We start from the raw sequence: 18812 nt of genomic DNA on the forward strand, positions 1-18812 counted from the left end.
GGTTATGCCTCAACTCCTGCGGCGGCGGGCGCCTCGACAGCTGCCTTGGGGGCGCTGCTCGGACCAGCGTTACGACGGGGGCGGTCGCCACCATCGCGACGTTCCGGACGCGTCGACTTCTGGTTGGCCTGCTCGCGAGCAAGCTCCTTGTTGGTGATGTCGCCCTTGTAGATCCAGACCTTCACGCCGATGCGGCCGAACGTGGTCTTCGCCTCGTAGAAGCCGTAGTCGATGTTCGCGCGGAGCGTGTGCAGCGGCACACGGCCTTCGCGGTAGAACTCGGAACGGCTCATCTCGGCGCCGCCGAGGCGGCCGGACACCTGGATACGAACACCCTTGACGGTGGACGTGCGCTGAGCGCCCTGCAGGCCCTTACGCATCGCGCGGCGGAAGGCCACACGTGCGGAGAGCTGCTCGGCGATGCCCTGCGCGACGAGCTGAGCATCTGCCTCGGGGTTCTTGACCTCGAGGATGTTCAGCTGGATCTGCTTCTTCGTGAGCTTCTCGAGGTCGGCACGGATGCGCTCGGCCTCGGCGCCACGACGACCGATCACGATGCCCGGACGGGCGGTGTGGATGTCGACGCGGACGCGGTCACGGGTGCGCTCGATCTCGATGCGGCTGATGCCGGCACGGTCGAGCGAGGTCGCCAGCAGACGACGGATCTTGACGTCTTCCGCGACGAAGTCGCTGTAACGCTGACCCTTCTTCGTGCTGTCGGAGAACCAACGCGACACATGGTCGGTCGTGATTCCCAGACGGAAGCCGTATGGATTGACTTTCTGACCCATTACTTGCTCACCTTCTTGGCCTTGGCAGCGCCGACAGTCTCATCAGGCGTCGAGAGCTCGACGGTGATGTGGCTGGTGCGCTTGAGGATCTGGAACGCGCGGCCCTGAGCACGCGGACGGAAACGCTTGAGGGTTGCACCCTCATCGACGTATGCCTTCGCGATGTACAGGTCCTGCTCGTCCAGGAACACGTTCTCCTTGTCGGCCGTGACGCGAGCGTTCGCGATGGCCGAGGCAACGAGCTTGTAGATGGGCTCGCTGGCGCTCTGCGGCGCGAACTTCAGGATGGCCAAGGCCTCCTGAGCCTGCTTGCCACGGATGAGCGCGACGACACGACGGGCCTTCTGGGGGGTGACGCGGATGTGTCGCACGCGGGCGATCGACTCCACCATTTCTCTTCCTCCTTCACGTCACCGCGTTAGCGGCGACGGCCCTTCTTGTCGTCCTTCACGTGTCCACGGAAGGTGCGGGTGGGCGCGAACTCGCCGAGCTTGTGCCCGACCATCGTCTCGGTGACGAACACCGGGATGTGCTTGCGACCGTCGTGGACGGCGATGGTGTGACCCAGCATTGCCGGGATGATCATCGAGCGACGCGACCAGGTCTTGATCACGTTCTTGTTGTTGGCTTCGTTCGCCGTGACAACCTTGCGGAGCAGGTGGTCGTCGACGAAGGGGCCCTTCTTGAGACTGCGTGGCATCTTCTCTTACTCCTACTTACGCTTCTTGCTGGCGGTCCGACGACGAACGATGAGCTTGTCGCTTTCCTTGTTCGGGTGGCGCGTGCGGCCTTCCTTCTTGCCCCACGGGCTGACCGGGTGACGTCCACCGGAGGTCTTGCCCTCACCACCACCGTGCGGGTGGTCGACAGGGTTCATCGCAACACCACGGACGGTCGGGCGGACGCCCAGCCAGCGCTTACGGCCGGCCTTACCCCAGTTGATGTTGGACTGCTCGGCGTTGCCGACCTCGCCGATGGTTGCACGGCAGCGCAGGTCGACGTTGCGGATCTCGCCGGACGGCAGTCGGAGCTGCGCGTACGGGCCGTCCTTCGCGACGAGACGCACCGACGCACCCGCGGAGCGGGCCATCTTCGCGCCGCCGCCGGGACGGAGTTCGATCGCGTGGATGACCGTACCGGTGGGGATGTTCTTCAGCGGCAGGTTGTTCCCGGGCTTGATGTCAGCGCCGGCGCCGGACTCCACGATGTCGCCCTGGCTCAGCTTGTTCGGAGCCAGGATGTAACGCTTGGTCCCGTCCACGAAGTGCAGGAGCGCGATGCGAGCCGTGCGGTTGGGGTCGTACTCGATGTGAGCGACCTTGGCGTTGACGCCGTCCTTGTCGTTCCGACGGAAGTCGATCAGACGGTACTGGCGCTTGTGGCCACCACCGATGTGACGCGTCGTGATGCGACCCTGGTTGTTGCGACCACCGGTCTTCGACAGCGGACGAAGCAGCGACTTCTCCGGCGTGGTGCGCGTGATCTCCGCGAAGTCCGCGACAGACGAACCGCGACGACCAGGGGTCGTGGGCTTGTACTTACGAATAGCCATTTCTTATTCCTCTTCGTTCCCGGCCGTCTTAGCCAACAGCCGTGAAGATGTCGATGGAACCCGACTTGAGCGACACGATGGCGCGCTTGGTGTCCTTGCGCTTTCCCGTGCCGAACTTGGTGCGGCGGGTCTTGCCCTGACGGGTCAGGGTGTTGATCGAAGCGACCTCGACGCCGAAGATCTTCTCGATGGCGAGCTTGATCTCGGTCTTGTTCGAGCGCGGGTCGACGAGGAAGGTGTACTTACCCTCGTCGATCAGGCTGTAGCTCTTCTCGGAGACGACCGGCGCGAAGATGACGTCGCGGGGGTCCTTGTTGATCGCGGTCATGCCGAGACCTCCTCGGTTGCGGCCGTGGCGCCGGTCTTGCTGGCGACGAATGCCTCGAAGGCGGCCTTGGTGAAGACGATGTCGTCAGAGACGAGCACGTCGTATGCGTTCAGCTGGTCGTAGGACAGCACGTGCACGTTCTGCAGGTTGCGAACGCTGCGGAGGCTGAGCTCGTCGTCACGCTGGAGGACGATCAGGACGTGCTTCGAGGAAGCGACGTTCGTCAGGTACTCGGACACGACCTTCGTCGACGGCTTCTCGCCGAACGAGAGGGAGTCGACGACGTGGAGACGGCTGCCACGAGCGCGGTCGGAGATGGCACCGAGCAGGGCTGCGGCGATCATCTTCTTCGGGGTGCGCTGCGAGTAGTTGCGGGGCACGGGACCGTGGACGATGCCACCACCGGTCATCTGAGGAGCGCGGATGGAGCCCTGACGAGCGTTACCCGTGCCCTTCTGCTTGAACGGCTTGCGGCCTGCACCGGACACTTCGCCGCGGCGCTTGGTCTTGTGCGTCCCCTGGCGTGCGGCAGCGAGCTGCGCGACAACGACCTGGTGGATGAGCGGGATGTTGGTCTGAACGTCGAACACCTCGGCAGGAAGGTCGACGGTGCCGGCCTTCTTGAGCTTGGTGTCGAGCACGTCGAGAGTAGCGGTAGCCATGGAACTACGCTCCCTTCACTGCGGTGCGGACGAATACGATGCGGCCACGAGCGCCGGGAACGGCACCCTTGACGAGCAGCAGGCCCTTCTCGGCGTCGATCGCGTGAACCCGGAGGTTCAGCACGGTGACGCGCTCGCCACCCATACGACCGGCCATGCGCATGCCCTTGAAGACACGGCTCGGGGTCGAGGAGGCGCCGATGGAGCCCGGCTTGCGGTGGTTGCGGTGAGCACCGTGAGATGCGCCCGTTCCCTTGAAGTTGTGACGCTTCATGACACCGGCGAAACCCTTACCCTTCGAAGTGCCGACGACGTCGACCTTCTGGCCGGCCTCGAAGACACCGTCAACGGTGAGCTCCTGGCCGAGCGAGTATTCGGAGGCGTCGGCGGTGCGGACCTCGGTGAGGTGGCGGCGAGGCGTGACGCCGGCCTTGTCGAAGTGACCCGCGTCAGGCTTGCTGACCTTGCGGGGATCGATCTGGCCGTACGCGATCTGGACGGCGTCGTAGCCGTCGACCTCTGGGGTGCGAACCTGCGTGACCACGTTGGGCGTGATCTCGATGACGGTGACGGGAACGAGCTTGTTGTTCTCATCCCACACCTGGGTCATGCCGAGCTTGGTGCCGAGCAGACCCTTGCTGGTCTTCGTGTTAGACATGTCTTCCTTCCGTCTCTACCGAGCTCAGAGCTTGATCTCGATGTTGACGTCCGCCGGCAGGTCGAGACGCATGAGCGAGTCGACGGCCTTCGGGGTCGGGTCGATGATGTCGATCAGACGCTTGTGGGTGCGCATTTCGAAGTGCTCCCGGCTGTCCTTGTACTTGTGCGGCGAACGGATCACGCAGACCACGTTCTTCTCCGTCGGAAGCGGCACGGGGCCGACGACGGTTGCGCCTGCACGGGTGACCGTGTCGACGATCTTGCGAGCCGAAGTATCGATGACCTCGTGGTCATACGACTTCAGTCGGATGCGGATCTTCTGTCCCGCCATGTGTGACTCACTCTCTGTCTCGCGTCGTGCGGATCTCTCCGTATTGGACGCATATTGTGCGCTTTGCAACGTTCGGTTGCTCCACGCAATCTGGCATTGCTGGTGTCGCACCACTGTTCTGCTGTCAACGACCTCGGTGCCCTCTCGACCACCGTGGTCATCCACCGGTCTTCCGCCCCGGCTCGTGGCCGGCACTGGGCGCAGCGCTGCTGCGACCTGGATTGCGATGAAGTGATTGTGTCCTGCTACCCGCGGCCTAGGCCCGATCCCCTCCGCGTGAACGCTTCTGGGAGCTCCTATGCACTGCCTGGCAGTGATTCGCCGGAGCGCGCTCAAGGCACGCTCGTCCGAAATACTGAACTGGACTAGTTTGCCACGGATCGGCGGTACGTGCAACCCGGGCGTGTCGCGCCGCTGGGATGGTCAGGTGCCACTCAGTTTCAGCGGTATTCCGGGCGTCTCGCGCCGGTCATCGACAGGAGTCGACCGCATTCTGCACCGTCGTCGGGACGACCCCTGGCGTCCCCTCGAACGAGACCGTCCGCCCACCCATTCCGGGCACGAGAGCGTCCGCTTCCAGGCTTACCCGGGCTCCCGGGGCGACGGTGATCGTCGTGTACGCCACCGGCCTCCCGCTGTCACTGCCGACTGTGAAGGGCGTCTCCACGCCGTCGATCCGGAACGAACCGATCTGCGCCCCCTCAGGCAGGTAGACCATCGCGCGCAGGCGGATCTGGCCACGCGCGAGCCCCTCGCGCTCGTACAGCCCCGCGATGTAGTCGAACTCGCCGGTGTCGAGCGCTGGTTCGGCATCGATGGTGTTCGTGAACGCCGAGGCGATGGTCACCGTCCGACTGCCGTCAGCCGCGCAGGCACCCGCGGTGACGCTGACGTCCTGCCGCAGGTAGAACTCGAGCTTGGAGCCGACCGCGTCCGCCAGATAGAGACCGAACGGCACGTGCTCGCCGGTGGTCTCGGGCAGCACTCCCCCGACGCCGGCCAGGACGATCGCACGCTGCTCGACCCGGTCAGCGCTCCACGCGAGCAGGCGACGTTCGTCGACCGCTTGCACCCATGCACCGACCGCCTGCGGGAGGTCGAGCTCGCCACCCTGGAGGTCGGCCACGAGTGCCCGCACGACGGAGGTGAAGTAGGCGTCCTGCGCTCGGTTGGCCTCGTCGGAGAGAGCGCCGTCAACACGATAGACGCCGTTCAAGAGCTGCGGCACGACCGTGTCGGCGGTGAGGGTCGAACCGTCCTCGAGCGACACGGGACCGGTCGCTCGAAGCAGGTAGGACAGCGCGACAGGATCGACTGCGATCACGACGTCGGGTGCGATCCCATGGCTCTCCTGCCAGAGGGCGGACGCTGCTCGGGCGCCGTAGCTGAAGTCAGGCCGGGACGTCACCTCATGGATGGTCGTGCCGGCGAGTGCGAACCCGTCGCTCCGGTACAGCGCGTCCGCGTCGGACGGCAACGACACGACCGGTTCGCCGTGTGCGATGAAGTCGGCGGCGGCGAGGCTCCTCGTGACACTCAGGGCTCCGTCTTCGAGGTGGATCAGCACGGACGCTCCGGCGATGCCGCCGAGTGCACGACTCTCGGCGGAGTTCTGGAAGAGCACGACGACGTCGCGGGGTCCACCTTCTCCCAGGACCCCCGGAAGGGTGCGGAGCACGGGCGCCAGCGTCGTGCCGAGCGACGACGCCTCCTGCAGCGGCGCGGCAACCCGTTCGAGCGCCTCCGACACTTGCGGCAGCAGTGCGGAGCGGTTCAGGCGATCGAGTCTCGCGACCTGCTCCTGCAGCGTTTCGAGCGCATGGGCGGACGCCCGGGCCAGGGAACCGAGCTTCTCGGTGTCGAGGCGCCCTTCGGCCGTCAAGCCGTCGAGTGGGAGGGCGAGCACGGGCTCGAGGACGTCACGAACCACGACGTCTGCCGCCTCGGCCGCTGTGCGCACCGCTTCGAAGTTGGTCCCGATGACCGGGACGCGCTCTGCGATCCACCAGTCGAGTCGGTCGGTCGACCGCGCGGCCCGCCCCACCGAGTCTGCAGCACGTTCCAGTGCGGCAGCATCGACTCCGACCGGCGCGGCCGGATCGATCGACGAGCGCAGCGCGTCGATCTCCGGCACCGCGGCGACGAGCTCGTCTCGGACGACGAGCGCCTGGGCGGCGGCAGACGCCGTCGCGGCTGCACCACCCACCAGGAGCGCTCCCCCGATGAGGCAGGGAAGCAGGACGCTGATGCGGCGGCGCGACGGACGGTGGGCGGAAGCGGATCGGGACACGGGTACCTCGGGTGGAATCCAGCCTGCCCGAATGACAGGCATCTAACATATTAGACGCTGGTCCTGGGAATCTCCTGCCATTCCGGGTACGACGAAGGGCCCGGAGCAGAAGCTCCGGGCCCTTCGTGTGGAACCGAATCGGCCGCGAACGGCCGGTCAGGCACTCACATGGGTACTGAGACCTATGCGAGGACCTTCGTGACGGTGCCGGCGCCGACGGTGCGGCCACCCTCGCGGATGGCGTAGCCGAGGCCGACCTCCATGGCGATGGGCTGGATCAGCTCAACGGTCATGTCGGTGGTGTCGCCGGGCATGACCATCTCGGTGCCCTCGGGCAGCGTGATGACGCCGGTGACGTCGGTGGTGCGGAAGTAGAACTGCGGACGGTAGTTCGCGTAGAACGGGTTGTGACGCCCACCCTCATCCTTGGACAGGATGTACGCGGTGCCCTCGAAGTTCGTGTGCGGCGTGACCGAACCCGGCTTGACGACGACCTGACCGCGCTCGACATCCTCGCGCTTCGTGCCACGGAGCAGGAGACCACAGTTCTCGCCGGCCCATGCCTCGTCGAGCTGCTTGTGGAACATCTCGATACCCGTGACGATGGTCTTCTGCGTCGGGCGGATGCCGACGATCTCGACCTCGGAGTTGATCGCCAGCGTGCCACGCTCGGCGCGGCCCGTGACGACGGTTCCACGACCGGTGATCGTGAAGACGTCCTCGATCGGCATGAGGAAGGGCTTGTCCTTGTCGCGCACGGGGTCGGGGACGTTGGCGTCCACGGCGTCCATGAGGTCGAGGATGCTCTGCACCCACTTCTCGTCGCCCTCGAGAGCCTTGAGGCCCGAGACGCGAACGACCGGTGCGTCCTCAGCGAAGCCCTGCGAAGCGAGGAGCTCGGAGACCTCGAGCTCGACGAGCTCCAGGATCTCCTCGTCGTCGACCATGTCGGACTTGTTGAGGGCGACGAGCAGGTACGGAACGCCGACCTGCTTGGCGAGCAGCACGTGCTCACGCGTCTGTGCCATCGGGCCGTCAGTGGCGGCGACGACGAGGATCGCGCCGTCCATCTGCGCAGCACCGGTGATCATGTTCTTGATGTAGTCGGCGTGACCCGGTGCATCAACGTGCGCGTAGTGGCGCTTCGGGGTCTCGTACTCGACGTGCGAGATGTTGATCGTGATACCACGCTGACGCTCTTCCGGCGCAGAGTCGATCGACGCGAAGTCGCGCTGAACGTTGGTCGCCGACGGGAACTTGTCCGCCAGGACCTTCGAGATCGCTGCGGTGAGCGTGGTCTTGCCGTGGTCGACGTGACCGATCGTTCCGATGTTGACGTGCGGCTTGGTCCGCTCGAACTTGGCCTTGGCCACTGTGGGTCCTCCTCAGGACGTTGTGCAGAGCTCCAGGGCACCATTCGATGCCCGACGCACTGCAGGATGTGTATTCATGTTACGTGATCCGGCTGGGTGTTCGCACACCCGGCCGGATCACGGCAAAGACTGAGTGACTACTCGCCCTTGTTCTTCTGGATGATCTCGTCGGCAACAGCCTTCGGGACCTCCGCGTAGCTCTCGAACGTCATCGAGTACACGGCGCGGCCCGAGGTCTTGGACCGCAGGTCGCCGATGTAGCCGAACATCTCGGAGAGCGGCACGTTCGCTCGGATGACCTTGACGCCGGTGGCGTCGTCCATGGACTGGATCTGTCCACGGCGCGAGTTGAGGTCTCCGATGACGTCGCCCATGTACTCCTCGGGAGTACGCACCTCGACCGCCATGAGCGGCTCGAGGAGGACGGGGTTGGCGCGCGAGTAGGCCTCCTTGAGACCCATCGAGCCGGCGATCTTGAACGCCATCTCCGAGGAGTCGACGTCGTGCGCCGCACCATCGGTGATGATGGCCTTGACGCCCACCACGGGGTAGCCGGCGAGGCCACCCACCTGGAGTGCATCCTGGAAGCCGGCATCGATCGAGCCGATGTACTCGCGCGGGATGCGACCACCGGTCACGGCGTTCACGAACTCGTAGGTGGTCTCCGGAGTGACCTCCATCGGCTCCAGATCGAACTGGATCTTCGCGAACTGACCCGAACCACCGGTCTGCTTCTTGTGCGTGTAGCCGTACTTCTCGACCTTGCGCTTGATCGTCTCGCGGTACGCGACCTGGGGCTTGCCCACGTTGGCCTCGACGTTGAACTCGCGCTTCATGCGGTCGACCAGGATGTCGAGGTGGAGCTCACCCATGCCCTTGATGACCGTCTGGCCGGTCTCGGTGTTCTGCTCGGTGCGGAACGTCGGGTCCTCTTCGGCCAGCTTCTGGATCGCGGTGCCCAGCTTCTCCTGGTCGGCCTTGGTCTTCGGCTCGATCGCGACCTCGATGACGGGCTCCGGGAAGCTCATCGACTCGAGGACGACCTGGCTCTGCGGGTCGGACAGGGTGTCACCGGTGGTGGTGTCCTTCAGGCCGATGACCGCGTAGATGTGACCCGCGGTGACGAAGTCGACCGGGTTCTCCTTGTTGGCGTGCATCTGGAAGATCTTCCCGATGCGCTCCTTCTTGCCCTTGGTCGAGTTGATGATCTGCGCACCGGAGTCGAGACGACCCGAGTAGACGCGGACGTAGGTGAGACGACCGAAGAACGGGTGCACGGCGACCTTGAACGCGAGCGCGGTGAAAGGCTCGGTGGAGTCGGGGTGACGGACGACGATCTTCTCTTCGTCGCGAGCGTCGTGCGCCTCGATGGCGGGAACGTCGAGCGGCGAGGGGAGGTAGTCGATGACGGCGTCGAGCATGGGCTGCACGCCGCGGTTCTTGAACGCCGAGCCGCAGAGGACCGGGTAGATCTCGCTGCTGACGGTGAGCTTGCGGATCGCTGCCTTGATCTCGGCCACGGTCAGCTCTTCGCCGCCGAAGTACTTCTCCATGAGTGCGTCATCGGTCTCGGCGACGGCCTCGAGGAGTGCGGTGCGGTATTCCGCCGCCTTCTCCTTGAGGTCTTCCGGGATCTCCTCGATGGCGTACTTGGCGCCCATCTCGACGTCACCCTTGGCGTCTCCGCGCCAGGTGAGTGCGCGCATCTCGACCAGGTCGACGACACCCTCGAAGTTGGACTCGGCACCGATCGGGAGCTGGATGACCAGCGGCTTCGCACCGAGGCGGCTGATGATGGTGTCGACGGTGTAGTAGAAGTCGGCGCCCAGCTTGTCCATCTTGTTGACGAAGCAGATGCGCGGGACGTCGTACTTGTCGGCCTGGCGCCAGACGGTCTCGGACTGGGGCTCGACGCCCTCCTTGCCGTCGAACACCGCGACTGCGCCGTCGAGGACGCGGAGCGAACGCTCGACCTCGACCGTGAAGTCGACGTGGCCGGGGGTGTCGATGATGTTGATCTGGTTCTTGTCCCAGAAGCAGGTCGTCGCAGCAGAGGTGATCGTGATGCCACGCTCCTGCTCCTGTGCCATCCAGTCCATCGTCGAGGCGCCGTCGTGGGTCTCGCCGATCTTGTGGTTCACGCCCGTGTAGAACAGGATGCGCTCAGTGGTGGTGGTCTTGCCGGCATCGATGTGGGCCATGATGCCGATGTTGCGGACCTTGTTCAGGTCGGTGAGCACGTCTTGTGCCACGGGGTCCTCCGGGGATAGGTAAAGGTGAGCTTGTTCACTCGGTGGCACGAGGGCGGACGGATCGTCCGCCCTCGTTGCCCGGCGGCGACTACCAGCGGTAGTGCGCGAACGCCTTGTTCGACTCAGCCATCTTGTGCGTGTCTTCGCGACGCTTGACAGCTGCACCGAGACCGTTCGATGCGTCGAGGATCTCGTTCTGGAGACGCTCGGTCATCGTCTTCTCGCGACGACCCTTCGCGTAGCTCACGAGCCAGCGCAGGGCGAGGGTGTTGGCGCGGTGAGGCTTGACCTCGACCGGCACCTGGTAGGTGGAACCACCGACGCGGCGCGAACGCACCTCGAGGGTCGGACGGACGTTGTCGAGCGCCTTCTTCAGCGTGACGACGGCATCTGCCTGGTTCTTGGCGGTGACGCCTTCGAGTGCGTCGTAGACGATGCGCTCGGCGAGGCCCTTCTTGCCGTCCAGCAGGATCTTGTTGACGAGCTGGCTGACGATGGGGGCGCCGTATACGGGATCGGCGACAACGGGGCGCTTCGGAGCTGGACCCTTGCGAGGCATTACTTCTTCTCCATCTTCGCGCCGTAGCGGCTGCGAGCCTGCTTGCGGTTCTTGACGGCCTGCGTGTCCAGGGCGCCACGGACGATCTTGTAACGGACACCGGGGAGGTCCTTCACACGACCGCCACGGACCAGGACCAGCGAGTGCTCCTGGAGGTTGTGGCCCTCGCCGGGGATGTACGCGGTGACCTCGGTGCCGTTGCGCAGCTTCACGCGGGCGACCTTGCGCATTGCCGAGTTCGGCTTCTTGGGGGTGGTGGTGTACACGCGGGTGCACACGCCCGCCTGCTGCGGGTTGCTCTTCAGGGCGGGCGCCTTGGTCTTGGTGACCTTGGGGCTACGGCCCTTCCGAACCAACTGCTGAATGGTTGGCACTACTTGCTCCTTGATGATGACTGCACGGTGACAGTGGTACTGCAGCATTCGTGTACCGGTCTCCCGGACCACGAGGTCGTATGGACCCACCGACACCGCGCGAATGCGCGTCGTCTGAGTGGTGGGTATGCCGTGGGGGCGATCTGCTGCCGAGACAGGCTCGGCCGGGATCCACCCGATGGTGCTGGCGGTCGTTCGCTCCCCTGCGTCAGGATCCGGAGAACCTGGACAGCACGAGAGCACGCGACAGCGCGCACACCCAAACAAGAATAGCCGGTGGGCGCCCTGCGGTCAAACGTCGACGGCCCCTGGGAGCTGTGCTCCCAGGGGCCGTTCAGCTGGTGTGCTACGAGAGCGGGACGAAGGTCGCTCCGTCGTCCGTGAATCCGTCGATCGTGCCGCCGACGATGAAGTCCACGGGCGTGATGCTGTAGCCGGGGCCGGTCTGGCCGGTGGCGGGGTCGGTCAGCGTGCAGGTCATCGACATGCGACCGACGGTCTCCGAGTCGACGCTCCAACCGCTGCCCGAGAACTCGCCGATCGTGAAGGTCGGACGCGTGTCGAACTTCCACGCGACACCCGACGGCGTGTAGCCCGTGTCATTGCGGATCTCGAACGGGCAACCCTCTGGCGCGAGGTCGGTCGCGGCGCCGCAACCGTCGATGTAGGCGTTGACAGCCTCCTCGACGGCGGTCGTGCCGGCATCGGTGAGTGTGACCGCCAGGGTGGCCGCCTCCGCCGTCTGCCCGAAGCCCTGAGCCGTGGCCGTCGTCGCCTCCGCGGCGTACCAGTCGCTCTCGCTGAGGGCGACGTCGTAGGTGCCGGGGAGCGCGCGCAACTGGTACGAGCCCTCGGCGATGGGCTCGACATCGGTGAGCTCAACCCCGCCGACCGTCGCGACGGCATCGGACGGCGCGACCACATCCACCTGCACGGTGCTGAGCTCGGGTGCCTCCAGCTTCCACTTGTCGAAGAGTCGCTGACCGAGTACCGGAACGACGTCGTCCCTGCGACGAAGCCTTCGGCCGGGGTGAACTGCAGCGCCCGCCCGCCGTCGATGTACTCCAGGGTGCCCGACTCGGTGGCGACATCGCTGTGGTTCTGGATCGTGAGGACGTCTCCGTCGGGGTCGGAGTCGTTGTCGAGCAGCGGGAGCACGGTGGCGCGACCGGGTCGGACGCCGAAGGTGTCGTCGCGGGCGATCGGCGGACGGTTCTCCTCGGTGCGCTCGGCGAGCGTATCCTCGAACGACTGCTCGGAGGCCTTCTCGTCGCCCTCCTCGCCATCCTCCTCCTGCGGCGGGGTGACCTCGTCCCAGTTGTCCACGAGGCGCATGTTGGCCTGCACGAGCCAGGAGTTGCCGGTCTGGATGTTGTTGAGCGCGATGACCGACCGGTTCACCCGGAAGACGAGCTGCTGTCCGATCGTCTCGGGGTTGATGTCGGCGATGATGGGCTTCTTGTCGGCGCACTCGGCGGCGTACCGGCTCGAGGACGCCCAGGCGCCGTGCATGCAGCCGTCGAGGTAGACGGGCGCCGTGACCTCGGCCGCGCTGGTCGCCGCGGTGAGCACGTCGGCGTCCAGCACCACGGGATCCCCACCGCCGAGCGGGACGCGGACGAGCGAGTCTCCGGTCGCGATCACGGCCGAGTCGTCGGCGGCCGACGGTTCCTGGATCTTGAGCGGCTCCCCCGGGAGCTCGGTGGTGGAGCCGTCCTGCTTGACGAGTTCGCCGCGACTCAGGTCGAGGATGACGGCCTGCTCTCCGGCAGCGCTCAGCTGGTACTCGTCGAGCTTCGGGAGCTTCGACTCCGTCTTGGTGCCGTCGGGCATGATGCGGTAGAGGAGCTGCTTCGCCGGAGCGACGGCCAGGATGGTGCCGGTCGAGGTGACGACCGCTTGGCCGGCCTTCCCGATGGAGATGATCGGCTTCGTCTCGGTCGGATCGAAGCGCAGTTCACCCGCGGCGTCGACCGACCACAGCTTGCCGGTCTCACCTGCGACGACCGACAGCCGGTCACCGCCGTATCGCACCGTCGCGCCGGTCGGCAGCGAGACGCGCTGGATGAGGCTCGTGAAGGCGGGGTCGATGCGCTCGAGCGAGGACAGCGCCTTGTCCTGTAGGAAGACGTCGTCGCCGTTCTGCAGCACATCGGCGTTGTTAGAGGCCGTCGATACGGCCCCGTCCAGCTCGGAGATCTGGTCGTTCAGGCGTCCGGCCAGGAGGGACTCGCCGTTCGTCACCCAGACGTCGCGCGACTCGAGGTCCACCTCGGTGACCGGGAAACCCTGGTGGATGAGCGCAGCCGTCACCGGGACCGCCACGAGAACGGACAGTGCCGTGATCGACGCCGCGGTCTTGCGCTTGCGCAGCCAGCCGCTCCAGTTGCTCACGATCCCCCAAGACAGATTGTTCGGTCAGGCAGCGGTCCATGCTCCACGCTGCAAACGCGGAGTCACTCTAACAAACATGTGCGACAGAAAAACGTCATCCGAGGGGCAACCCTGACGTGGTTGCCCCCTGACGTCCGGCGGGCTGCAGCGGCGACTCAGGCCTGGGACGCCTGGCCGTCAACCGCCTGGTCGGCGTGGTCGAGCAGCGGGAGATCGCTCGTGTCGACGAGTCTGGTCGAGACGGCGTACTCGACGAGACGCGCGCGCCGTCCGGTCGCCAGCTTGCCGGGACCGCCCCTGAGTCCCTGCACACCGAACTTGTCGAGCTTGTCGCAGACGTTGTCGAGCTTGCGGTTGAAGGTCGTCTGGCTCCAGCCGAGCCGGGCTGCTGCCGCCGCGGACGCCGGGATCTCCCCCCGCCCGGGCGAGGCCTGCCGGAGCACGTCCTCGGCCAGCGCCACGATCAGCAGACGCTGGCTGCTCGTCAGATGGATCGGCCCCACGGTCGTCGTGCCGGCCGTCGTGGTCGACAACTGCGACGGGGTGAAGTACTCGAGGTCCGAGGTGATGGTGAAGTCGTAGGTGGTGGTGCCCGCACTGAACAGCACCTGCAGTTCGGGGAAGACGATCGGCAACCGCGCACCGGGTGCCAACCAGGCCTGTACGTTGCCGGTCGTGTCGGTGACCGTCGCGGACAGGGTGTTCCCGATGTTCGTCAGCCGCCACAGGCCGGCGTCGAACGTGATGCTCAGAAAGGTGCGGTGCAGGAACGGGTTCTCGTCAACGACGAGGTCTCCTTCGCGCCCGATGAGGAACGGAGTGCCCGCATCGACGGCGTACTCCTCGCCGCAGAACTCCACGCGGACCGCCGTCTTCGTCGCCGTCTCGTCGGTACTCATGGTGCTCTCCCCCTGCTGGTCGTGGTCGTGCTGTTCGTCGTCGACGGTTCGTGTGCGGTTCACAGCCCGGACGTCGCTGACGCGGCTATTGCTGCGAACACATCTCGAGTGGCTCCGGCGAGGTCACACCGCCGCGGACGATGACCACCTCGATGCAGAGCTGCGCCCCCGGCGAACTCGGCGCGAGGTCGACGGCGTACGTCGACGTCGGCACCTTGGGCGCGTTCTTCGAGCCGCTCGTGACCTGGTAGATGTACGAGTCGCCGTCCTGCGGATCCGGGTTGTCCCAGATGAACGTGACCATGCCACCGTCCTCGCTGATGTTCACGCCGAACGCCTTCGGCGAGGGGACGTCGCTCAGCTGGATCGGCGCCCCGGTCGCAGCGGTCGTCGGCTGCGGATCAGCGGAGGATCCCTGCCAGACGATTCCTGCTGCGATGCCACCCGCCGCCAGGACCACGACACCGCACACGACGAGCAGCCGGGTCCGACGGCGACGCCTGGCAGTCCGTACCTCGTCGGCCGCCTGGTCGTGGACCGGCGGCAGGTCCGTTCCCGTCGCCGAGGCCTCGAGCCGCTCGCGCCGGACCGTCTCGTCGGGGATCGTGAATCCAGCGCTCCCGGCGGGCTGCGCCGCCTGCCGGATCGGCTGGACGATCGGCCCGGCGCCGCGGACCACCGTCTCCTCGCCGATCCTGGGCTGCTCACCCGGACGCGGCTGGGCTTCCACCGTCGCCACCTGGCGGACACGGGTCTCCTCGGAGGAGCTCCCCTGCACGTCGTGACGCGTGCCCGGCGACTGCGGCTGCACGAGGTTGGGGATGTCGATCGGCGTCGGAGCGTATGCGAGCTCCATCTCGACGCGCTGCAGCGCCCGCGCGAAGTCGACGGCCGTCTCGAAGCGGTGCGCCCGGTCCTTCGCGAGGCCCTTTTGCAGCGTGGCCACGAGCGATGCGGGCGCGTCATCGCGACCGAGCGGGGTCACAGCACCGCGCTCGATGCGGCTGATCAGATCGGCTGCACCATTGGACTGCCCGGGAACCTCGAACGGTGTGCGGCCGGCGAGCAGGGTGTAGACCGTCGCAGCGAGGGAGAAGACATCGGAGCGGACATCGGGCCGCGGCTCGTCCTCGAACATCTCCGGAGGCGACCACGGGATCGAGAGCCCGACGGTCTGGGTGCCCGAAGCGCCGGTCGAACCGACGTCGTCGCCTCGTCCCTCGATCGCCGATGACGGCGTCTCGAGTTCGACCGCCTGCGAGATGCCGAAGTCGGTGAGCGCCGGCCACCCGTACGCGTTCGTGAGGACGTTGGCCGGCTTGATGTCGCGGTGCAGGATGCCTGCGGCGTGGGCCGTCGCCACCGCGCTCGCCAGACGGACACCGGTGCGGAGCGCATCCGCCACGGCGAACCGGCGCAGCTTCGCCTGCTCGGCGAGGCTCGGTCCGGCGCAGTACTCCATCGCGAGGTACGGGCGACCGTCCGGCGCGACGTCCGCCGTGTAGATGGTGACGATGTACGGGTGCGCCGACAGCTGCGCCATCAGGTTCGCCTCGGCGACGAAGGCCTCCCGCGTCTGCTCGCTCAGGTGTTCCGCGAGGAGCACCTTGACGGCGACCTGGCGCCTCGGCAGCTGCTGCTCGTAGAGGAAGACGTCGGAGAACCCACCGGCGCCGAGTTGGCGCTCGAAGCGCAACCCCGGGATCGCGGGTGGCTGGGAGGGGGAACGGCGCACGTCTAACCCTCTCGGACGCGGAGTGCCACGCCGCCACCGAGATCGATGACCGTCCCGACGATCACGGGCGTCGGCTCCCCCGGACGCAGTGACTGCGGTGCTTGACCGGGCAGGACCACCTGGGTGCCGTTGCGGGAATGCAGATCCGTGACGACGACGGTGCCGCCCTCGACGGCCACGCGGACGTGGCTGCGTGAGATGTCGTCGCCCGCGAGCGTCACGAGTGTCGGCACCACGGATGCCGGGACCTGCGAGACACTCGGCGCGCGACCGAGGATGACGGGCGAGGCGAGCGACTGCCGCGTTCCGCCGGGCAGCTCGATCCAGGTGAGCAGCGGGGCCTGCATCGCGACGGCAGGCGACGATTCCGCCTCGGCCGAGCGACGGGCGCGGAGTGCCGCGAGATCCTCCGCGAGGATCGTGTGGCCGTCATGGTCGCCGAGGTCGGAAGCCACAGGTTCGGGTGCGGCCGTCTCCGGCTGATCGGCGGCCGCGCGCTCGGCGTCGCCGGCCTCGTCGACCGCCGCGGCACCGACCGGCCGCAACACGGTCTGACCGAAGAGGAAGTCGTAGCCCTCGTCGACGGGCTCCTCGACAGCGGTCGGCGCCTCGACGACGTCGTCCTCGTCGTGGAAGAACTGCGTGTCGAGGACGGAGGGCACCGCCACCACGGGGGCGACGGGCGTCTCCGGCAGCTCGGGCCGGATGTCGGACCCTCCGGAGGCTAGCGCTGCCGGTGCGTCCGGCCGTGCGACAGGCGGGGCTGCGAGCTGCTCGGCGGCCGTCGGCTGGTTCGCCGGCGCCTCGACGATGTCCGGCGTGGTCGCGTCGGCGGATGCGAGCACCTCGTCGTCGAGCGCCGCCGTGATCGAGGTCGTCCACACGGCGCCGGAGCCGAGCGGCAGTCGCACTCCGGACGGGTTCGGCTGGTCACTGCGCAGGGTGACGCTGACCGCATCCGAGTGGTGTTCCTCCACCCAGGTCGTTGCGCGGCCACCGGCGACCGTCGTCGTGCCGGACGTGCCGGTGACGACAGCGGCGGCGAGTCCTCGCACGATGACCGTGACACCGGCATCGTCCCACACGGCGGCTGCGAAGGCCGGCGTGTTCGAGAGCCCGCCCGCCGCCAGGCGGTCGAGGACCACGGCGAGCGGTGCGTCTGCGGGCAGATCTGCGGCGAAAGATGCGGCCGCGGCGGCGTCCCCTTGGGCGTCGACGAGGACCAACCTGCCCGGTGCTGCGACCGCGAGCCAGCGTCGAACCTCGGCCGGTTCCATTTCGTACGAGTACACGGCCACCCCTCTAGCCTCGCGGCATCGTCTCTTCAAGATACCCGAGACCACCCGCGTCATCGTAGCCGGGACCTGCCGACATGAGCGAGGTCGACACGACATCCACGACGAGCGCCGTCACATTGTCGTGTCCGCCGGCCGCCAGCGCGAGCTCGACGAGTCGATCGGCGGCCCCTTCGAACCCCTGCGACAGGACCTCGGCGATGCCCTCGTCGGACAGCTCGCCGGTGAGCCCGTCCGAGCAGAGGAGGAACCGCTGGCGACCCACGACCGGCAGCAGCCAGACATCGGGGTCGATCCCCGCCTCGACGCCGATCGCCTTCGTCACGATGTTGCGATCAGGGTGTTCGCGGGCCTCGGCCTCCGTGATCGAGCCGGCGTCGACGAGTTCCTGCACGGCCGAGTGGTCGACCGTGATCCGTCGGAGGGCACCGTCGGCCCAGGTGTAGACGCGGGAGTCGCCCACGTTGAAGACCATCCAGTGGAGGTCGGTCTGCGGGGACAACGCGACGAGCGCGAGGCCCGCCACGGTCGTACCGATCACTCCACCGGGAGTCGGGATGCTGCGGATGACCGCATTGGCGGCGACGATGGTCGTCACGACCGCCTCGGTGGTGGTCGGGGTGCCGAGCGGGATACCCCGTTCGAGCGCAGCCGCCACTTCACGACTCGCGACCTCGCCGCGTTCGTGCCCACCCATGCCGTCCGCGACGACGAACGCCGGCGCACCCGCGTAGAACGCGTCCTCGTTCAGGCGGCGGACGCGGCCTGTGTCGGAACGTCCCTCGCTCCGGAGGGTGTGGGTCGAGCGGGCGGTCTCGATCGTCGTCAACTCAGCCGCCCATCCTCGACGAGGGGCCGGTGGTTCGGGTGTCGCCGTGCACTACTCACTCCTCGTCGTCTGCAGCAGGACCGGCCTGCCCGGTGCGCCCGGTACCGCCGCCGCACGATGATCGTGCGGTCGGGCGTCCGGGCGCGACCTGGGGAGGGGTGCTTACTGGCCGGCGCCGGCAGCGAGCGCTGCGTCGGTCTGCTCGAGCGTGGTGACCGCGTTGTTGAGGTAGCCCGACAGCTTGTCGAGGTGCTGGATGGTGACCGTCGCGCTCTGCGTGAAGGCCGTGTCGGTCTCGTTGAAGGTTCCGGACGCGGTGTCGGTCTGGAAACCCGAGGAGACGAGGTTGTTGATGAGCGTCTGCAGACGGTTCAGCGTGGTCTCGACCTCGCCCTTACCGGTCGTCAGGTTGACGGCTGCCTGCTTGATCTCGTTGTAGTTGACGTTGATGTTAGCCATGGGTCGTGCTCCTTCGTTGTCGTCACAGG

Annotated in this window: 20 protein-coding genes; all 20 read right to left on the reverse strand. The window is 66.8% G+C overall.

The window, feature by feature from the left end; all coding sequences use genetic code 11:
* Positions 1 to 2: 2 nt before the first annotated feature.
* The 20 genes from rpsC to ABMA10_RS16340 all read right to left on the reverse strand — a co-directional run bounded on the left by rpsC (position 3) and on the right by ABMA10_RS16340 (position 18783).
* Positions 3 to 791 (reverse strand): 30S ribosomal protein S3, encoded by a 789-nt coding sequence (gene rpsC, locus ABMA10_RS16245; RefSeq protein WP_431030687.1) that lies wholly within the window; start codon positions 789 to 791, stop codon positions 3 to 5.
* The gene (rplV, locus tag ABMA10_RS16250) at positions 791 to 1183 is read right to left on the reverse strand and encodes a 50S ribosomal protein L22 (protein ID WP_347867127.1); all 393 of its coding nucleotides are present in this window, start codon (positions 1181 to 1183) and stop codon (positions 791 to 793) included. The genes rpsC and rplV overlap by 1 nt, the downstream gene beginning before the upstream one ends.
* 26 nt (positions 1184 to 1209) lie before the next feature.
* Positions 1210 to 1491 (reverse strand): 30S ribosomal protein S19, encoded by a 282-nt coding sequence (gene rpsS, locus ABMA10_RS16255; RefSeq protein ID WP_064296700.1) that lies wholly within the window; start codon positions 1489 to 1491, stop codon positions 1210 to 1212.
* A 12-nt stretch (positions 1492 to 1503) separates the two neighbouring features.
* Positions 1504 to 2343: a 50S ribosomal protein L2 gene (gene rplB / locus ABMA10_RS16260; protein WP_347867126.1), complete on the reverse strand. Its 840-nt coding sequence runs from the start codon at positions 2341 to 2343 to the stop codon at positions 1504 to 1506.
* Positions 2344 to 2371: 28 nt separating this feature from the next.
* The gene (gene rplW, locus ABMA10_RS16265; RefSeq protein ID WP_056008147.1) at positions 2372 to 2671 is read right to left on the reverse strand and encodes a 50S ribosomal protein L23; all 300 of its coding nucleotides are present in this window, start codon (positions 2669 to 2671) and stop codon (positions 2372 to 2374) included.
* On the reverse strand, positions 2668 to 3333 hold the full coding sequence (gene rplD, locus ABMA10_RS16270) for a 50S ribosomal protein L4 (protein WP_347867125.1): 666 nt from the start codon (positions 3331 to 3333) through the stop codon (positions 2668 to 2670). Before rplD ends, rplW begins: the two co-directional genes overlap by 4 nt.
* A gap of 4 nt (positions 3334 to 3337) precedes the next feature.
* Entirely contained in the window at positions 3338 to 3991 is a 654-nt protein-coding gene (rplC, locus tag ABMA10_RS16275) for a 50S ribosomal protein L3 (protein WP_056008154.1), read from the reverse strand.
* A gap of 24 nt (positions 3992 to 4015) precedes the next feature.
* A complete protein-coding gene (gene rpsJ / locus ABMA10_RS16280) occupies positions 4016 to 4324 on the reverse strand; it encodes a 30S ribosomal protein S10 (protein WP_005050520.1) in 309 nt (102 codons plus the stop codon).
* Positions 4325 to 4793: 469 nt separating this feature from the next.
* Positions 4794 to 6656, reverse strand: a complete 1863-nt coding sequence (locus ABMA10_RS16285) for a DUF4012 domain-containing protein (protein WP_431030688.1) — start codon at positions 6654 to 6656, stop codon at positions 4794 to 4796.
* A 140-nt stretch (positions 6657 to 6796) separates the two neighbouring features.
* The gene (tuf, locus tag ABMA10_RS16290; protein ID WP_064296705.1) at positions 6797 to 7987 is read right to left on the reverse strand and encodes an elongation factor Tu; all 1191 of its coding nucleotides are present in this window, start codon (positions 7985 to 7987) and stop codon (positions 6797 to 6799) included.
* Positions 7988 to 8124: 137 nt separating this feature from the next.
* On the reverse strand, positions 8125 to 10239 hold the full coding sequence (gene fusA / locus ABMA10_RS16295) for an elongation factor G (protein WP_347867123.1): 2115 nt from the start codon (positions 10237 to 10239) through the stop codon (positions 8125 to 8127).
* An 88-nt stretch (positions 10240 to 10327) separates the two neighbouring features.
* Entirely contained in the window at positions 10328 to 10798 is a 471-nt protein-coding gene (gene rpsG / locus ABMA10_RS16300; protein ID WP_347867122.1) for a 30S ribosomal protein S7, read from the reverse strand.
* Complete coding sequence (rpsL, locus tag ABMA10_RS16305) at positions 10798 to 11172, reverse strand: 30S ribosomal protein S12 (RefSeq protein ID WP_347867121.1); 375 nt, start codon at positions 11170 to 11172, stop codon at positions 10798 to 10800. The genes rpsG and rpsL overlap by 1 nt, the downstream gene beginning before the upstream one ends.
* A gap of 346 nt (positions 11173 to 11518) precedes the next feature.
* Positions 11519 to 11659, reverse strand: a complete 141-nt coding sequence (locus tag ABMA10_RS16310) for a hypothetical protein (protein ID WP_431030689.1) — start codon at positions 11657 to 11659, stop codon at positions 11519 to 11521.
* On the reverse strand, positions 11650 to 13566 hold the full coding sequence (locus tag ABMA10_RS16315) for an Ig-like domain-containing protein (protein WP_431030690.1): 1917 nt from the start codon (positions 13564 to 13566) through the stop codon (positions 11650 to 11652). Before ABMA10_RS16315 ends, ABMA10_RS16310 begins: the two co-directional genes overlap by 10 nt.
* A 155-nt stretch (positions 13567 to 13721) precedes the next feature.
* Entirely contained in the window at positions 13722 to 14528 is an 807-nt protein-coding gene (locus tag ABMA10_RS16320) for a hypothetical protein (protein WP_414693611.1), read from the reverse strand.
* Between the two features lie 22 nt (positions 14529 to 14550).
* Complete coding sequence (locus ABMA10_RS16325; protein WP_347867114.1) at positions 14551 to 16200, reverse strand: serine/threonine-protein kinase; 1650 nt, start codon at positions 16198 to 16200, stop codon at positions 14551 to 14553.
* A 2-nt stretch (positions 16201 to 16202) separates the two neighbouring features.
* Complete coding sequence (locus tag ABMA10_RS16330) at positions 16203 to 17492, reverse strand: FHA domain-containing protein (protein ID WP_347867113.1); 1290 nt, start codon at positions 17490 to 17492, stop codon at positions 16203 to 16205.
* A 10-nt stretch (positions 17493 to 17502) separates the two neighbouring features.
* A complete protein-coding gene (locus tag ABMA10_RS16335) occupies positions 17503 to 18324 on the reverse strand; it encodes a PP2C family protein-serine/threonine phosphatase (RefSeq protein WP_347867112.1) in 822 nt (273 codons plus the stop codon).
* A 162-nt stretch (positions 18325 to 18486) separates the two neighbouring features.
* On the reverse strand, positions 18487 to 18783 hold the full coding sequence (locus tag ABMA10_RS16340; protein ID WP_347867111.1) for a WXG100 family type VII secretion target: 297 nt from the start codon (positions 18781 to 18783) through the stop codon (positions 18487 to 18489).
* Between the last annotated feature and the right edge of the window lie 29 nt (positions 18784 to 18812).

The sequence above is a fragment of the Plantibacter sp. RU18 genome (assembly GCF_050613355.1).
In the GTDB taxonomy this organism is placed as follows: Bacteria; Actinomycetota; Actinomycetes; order Actinomycetales; family Microbacteriaceae; genus Plantibacter.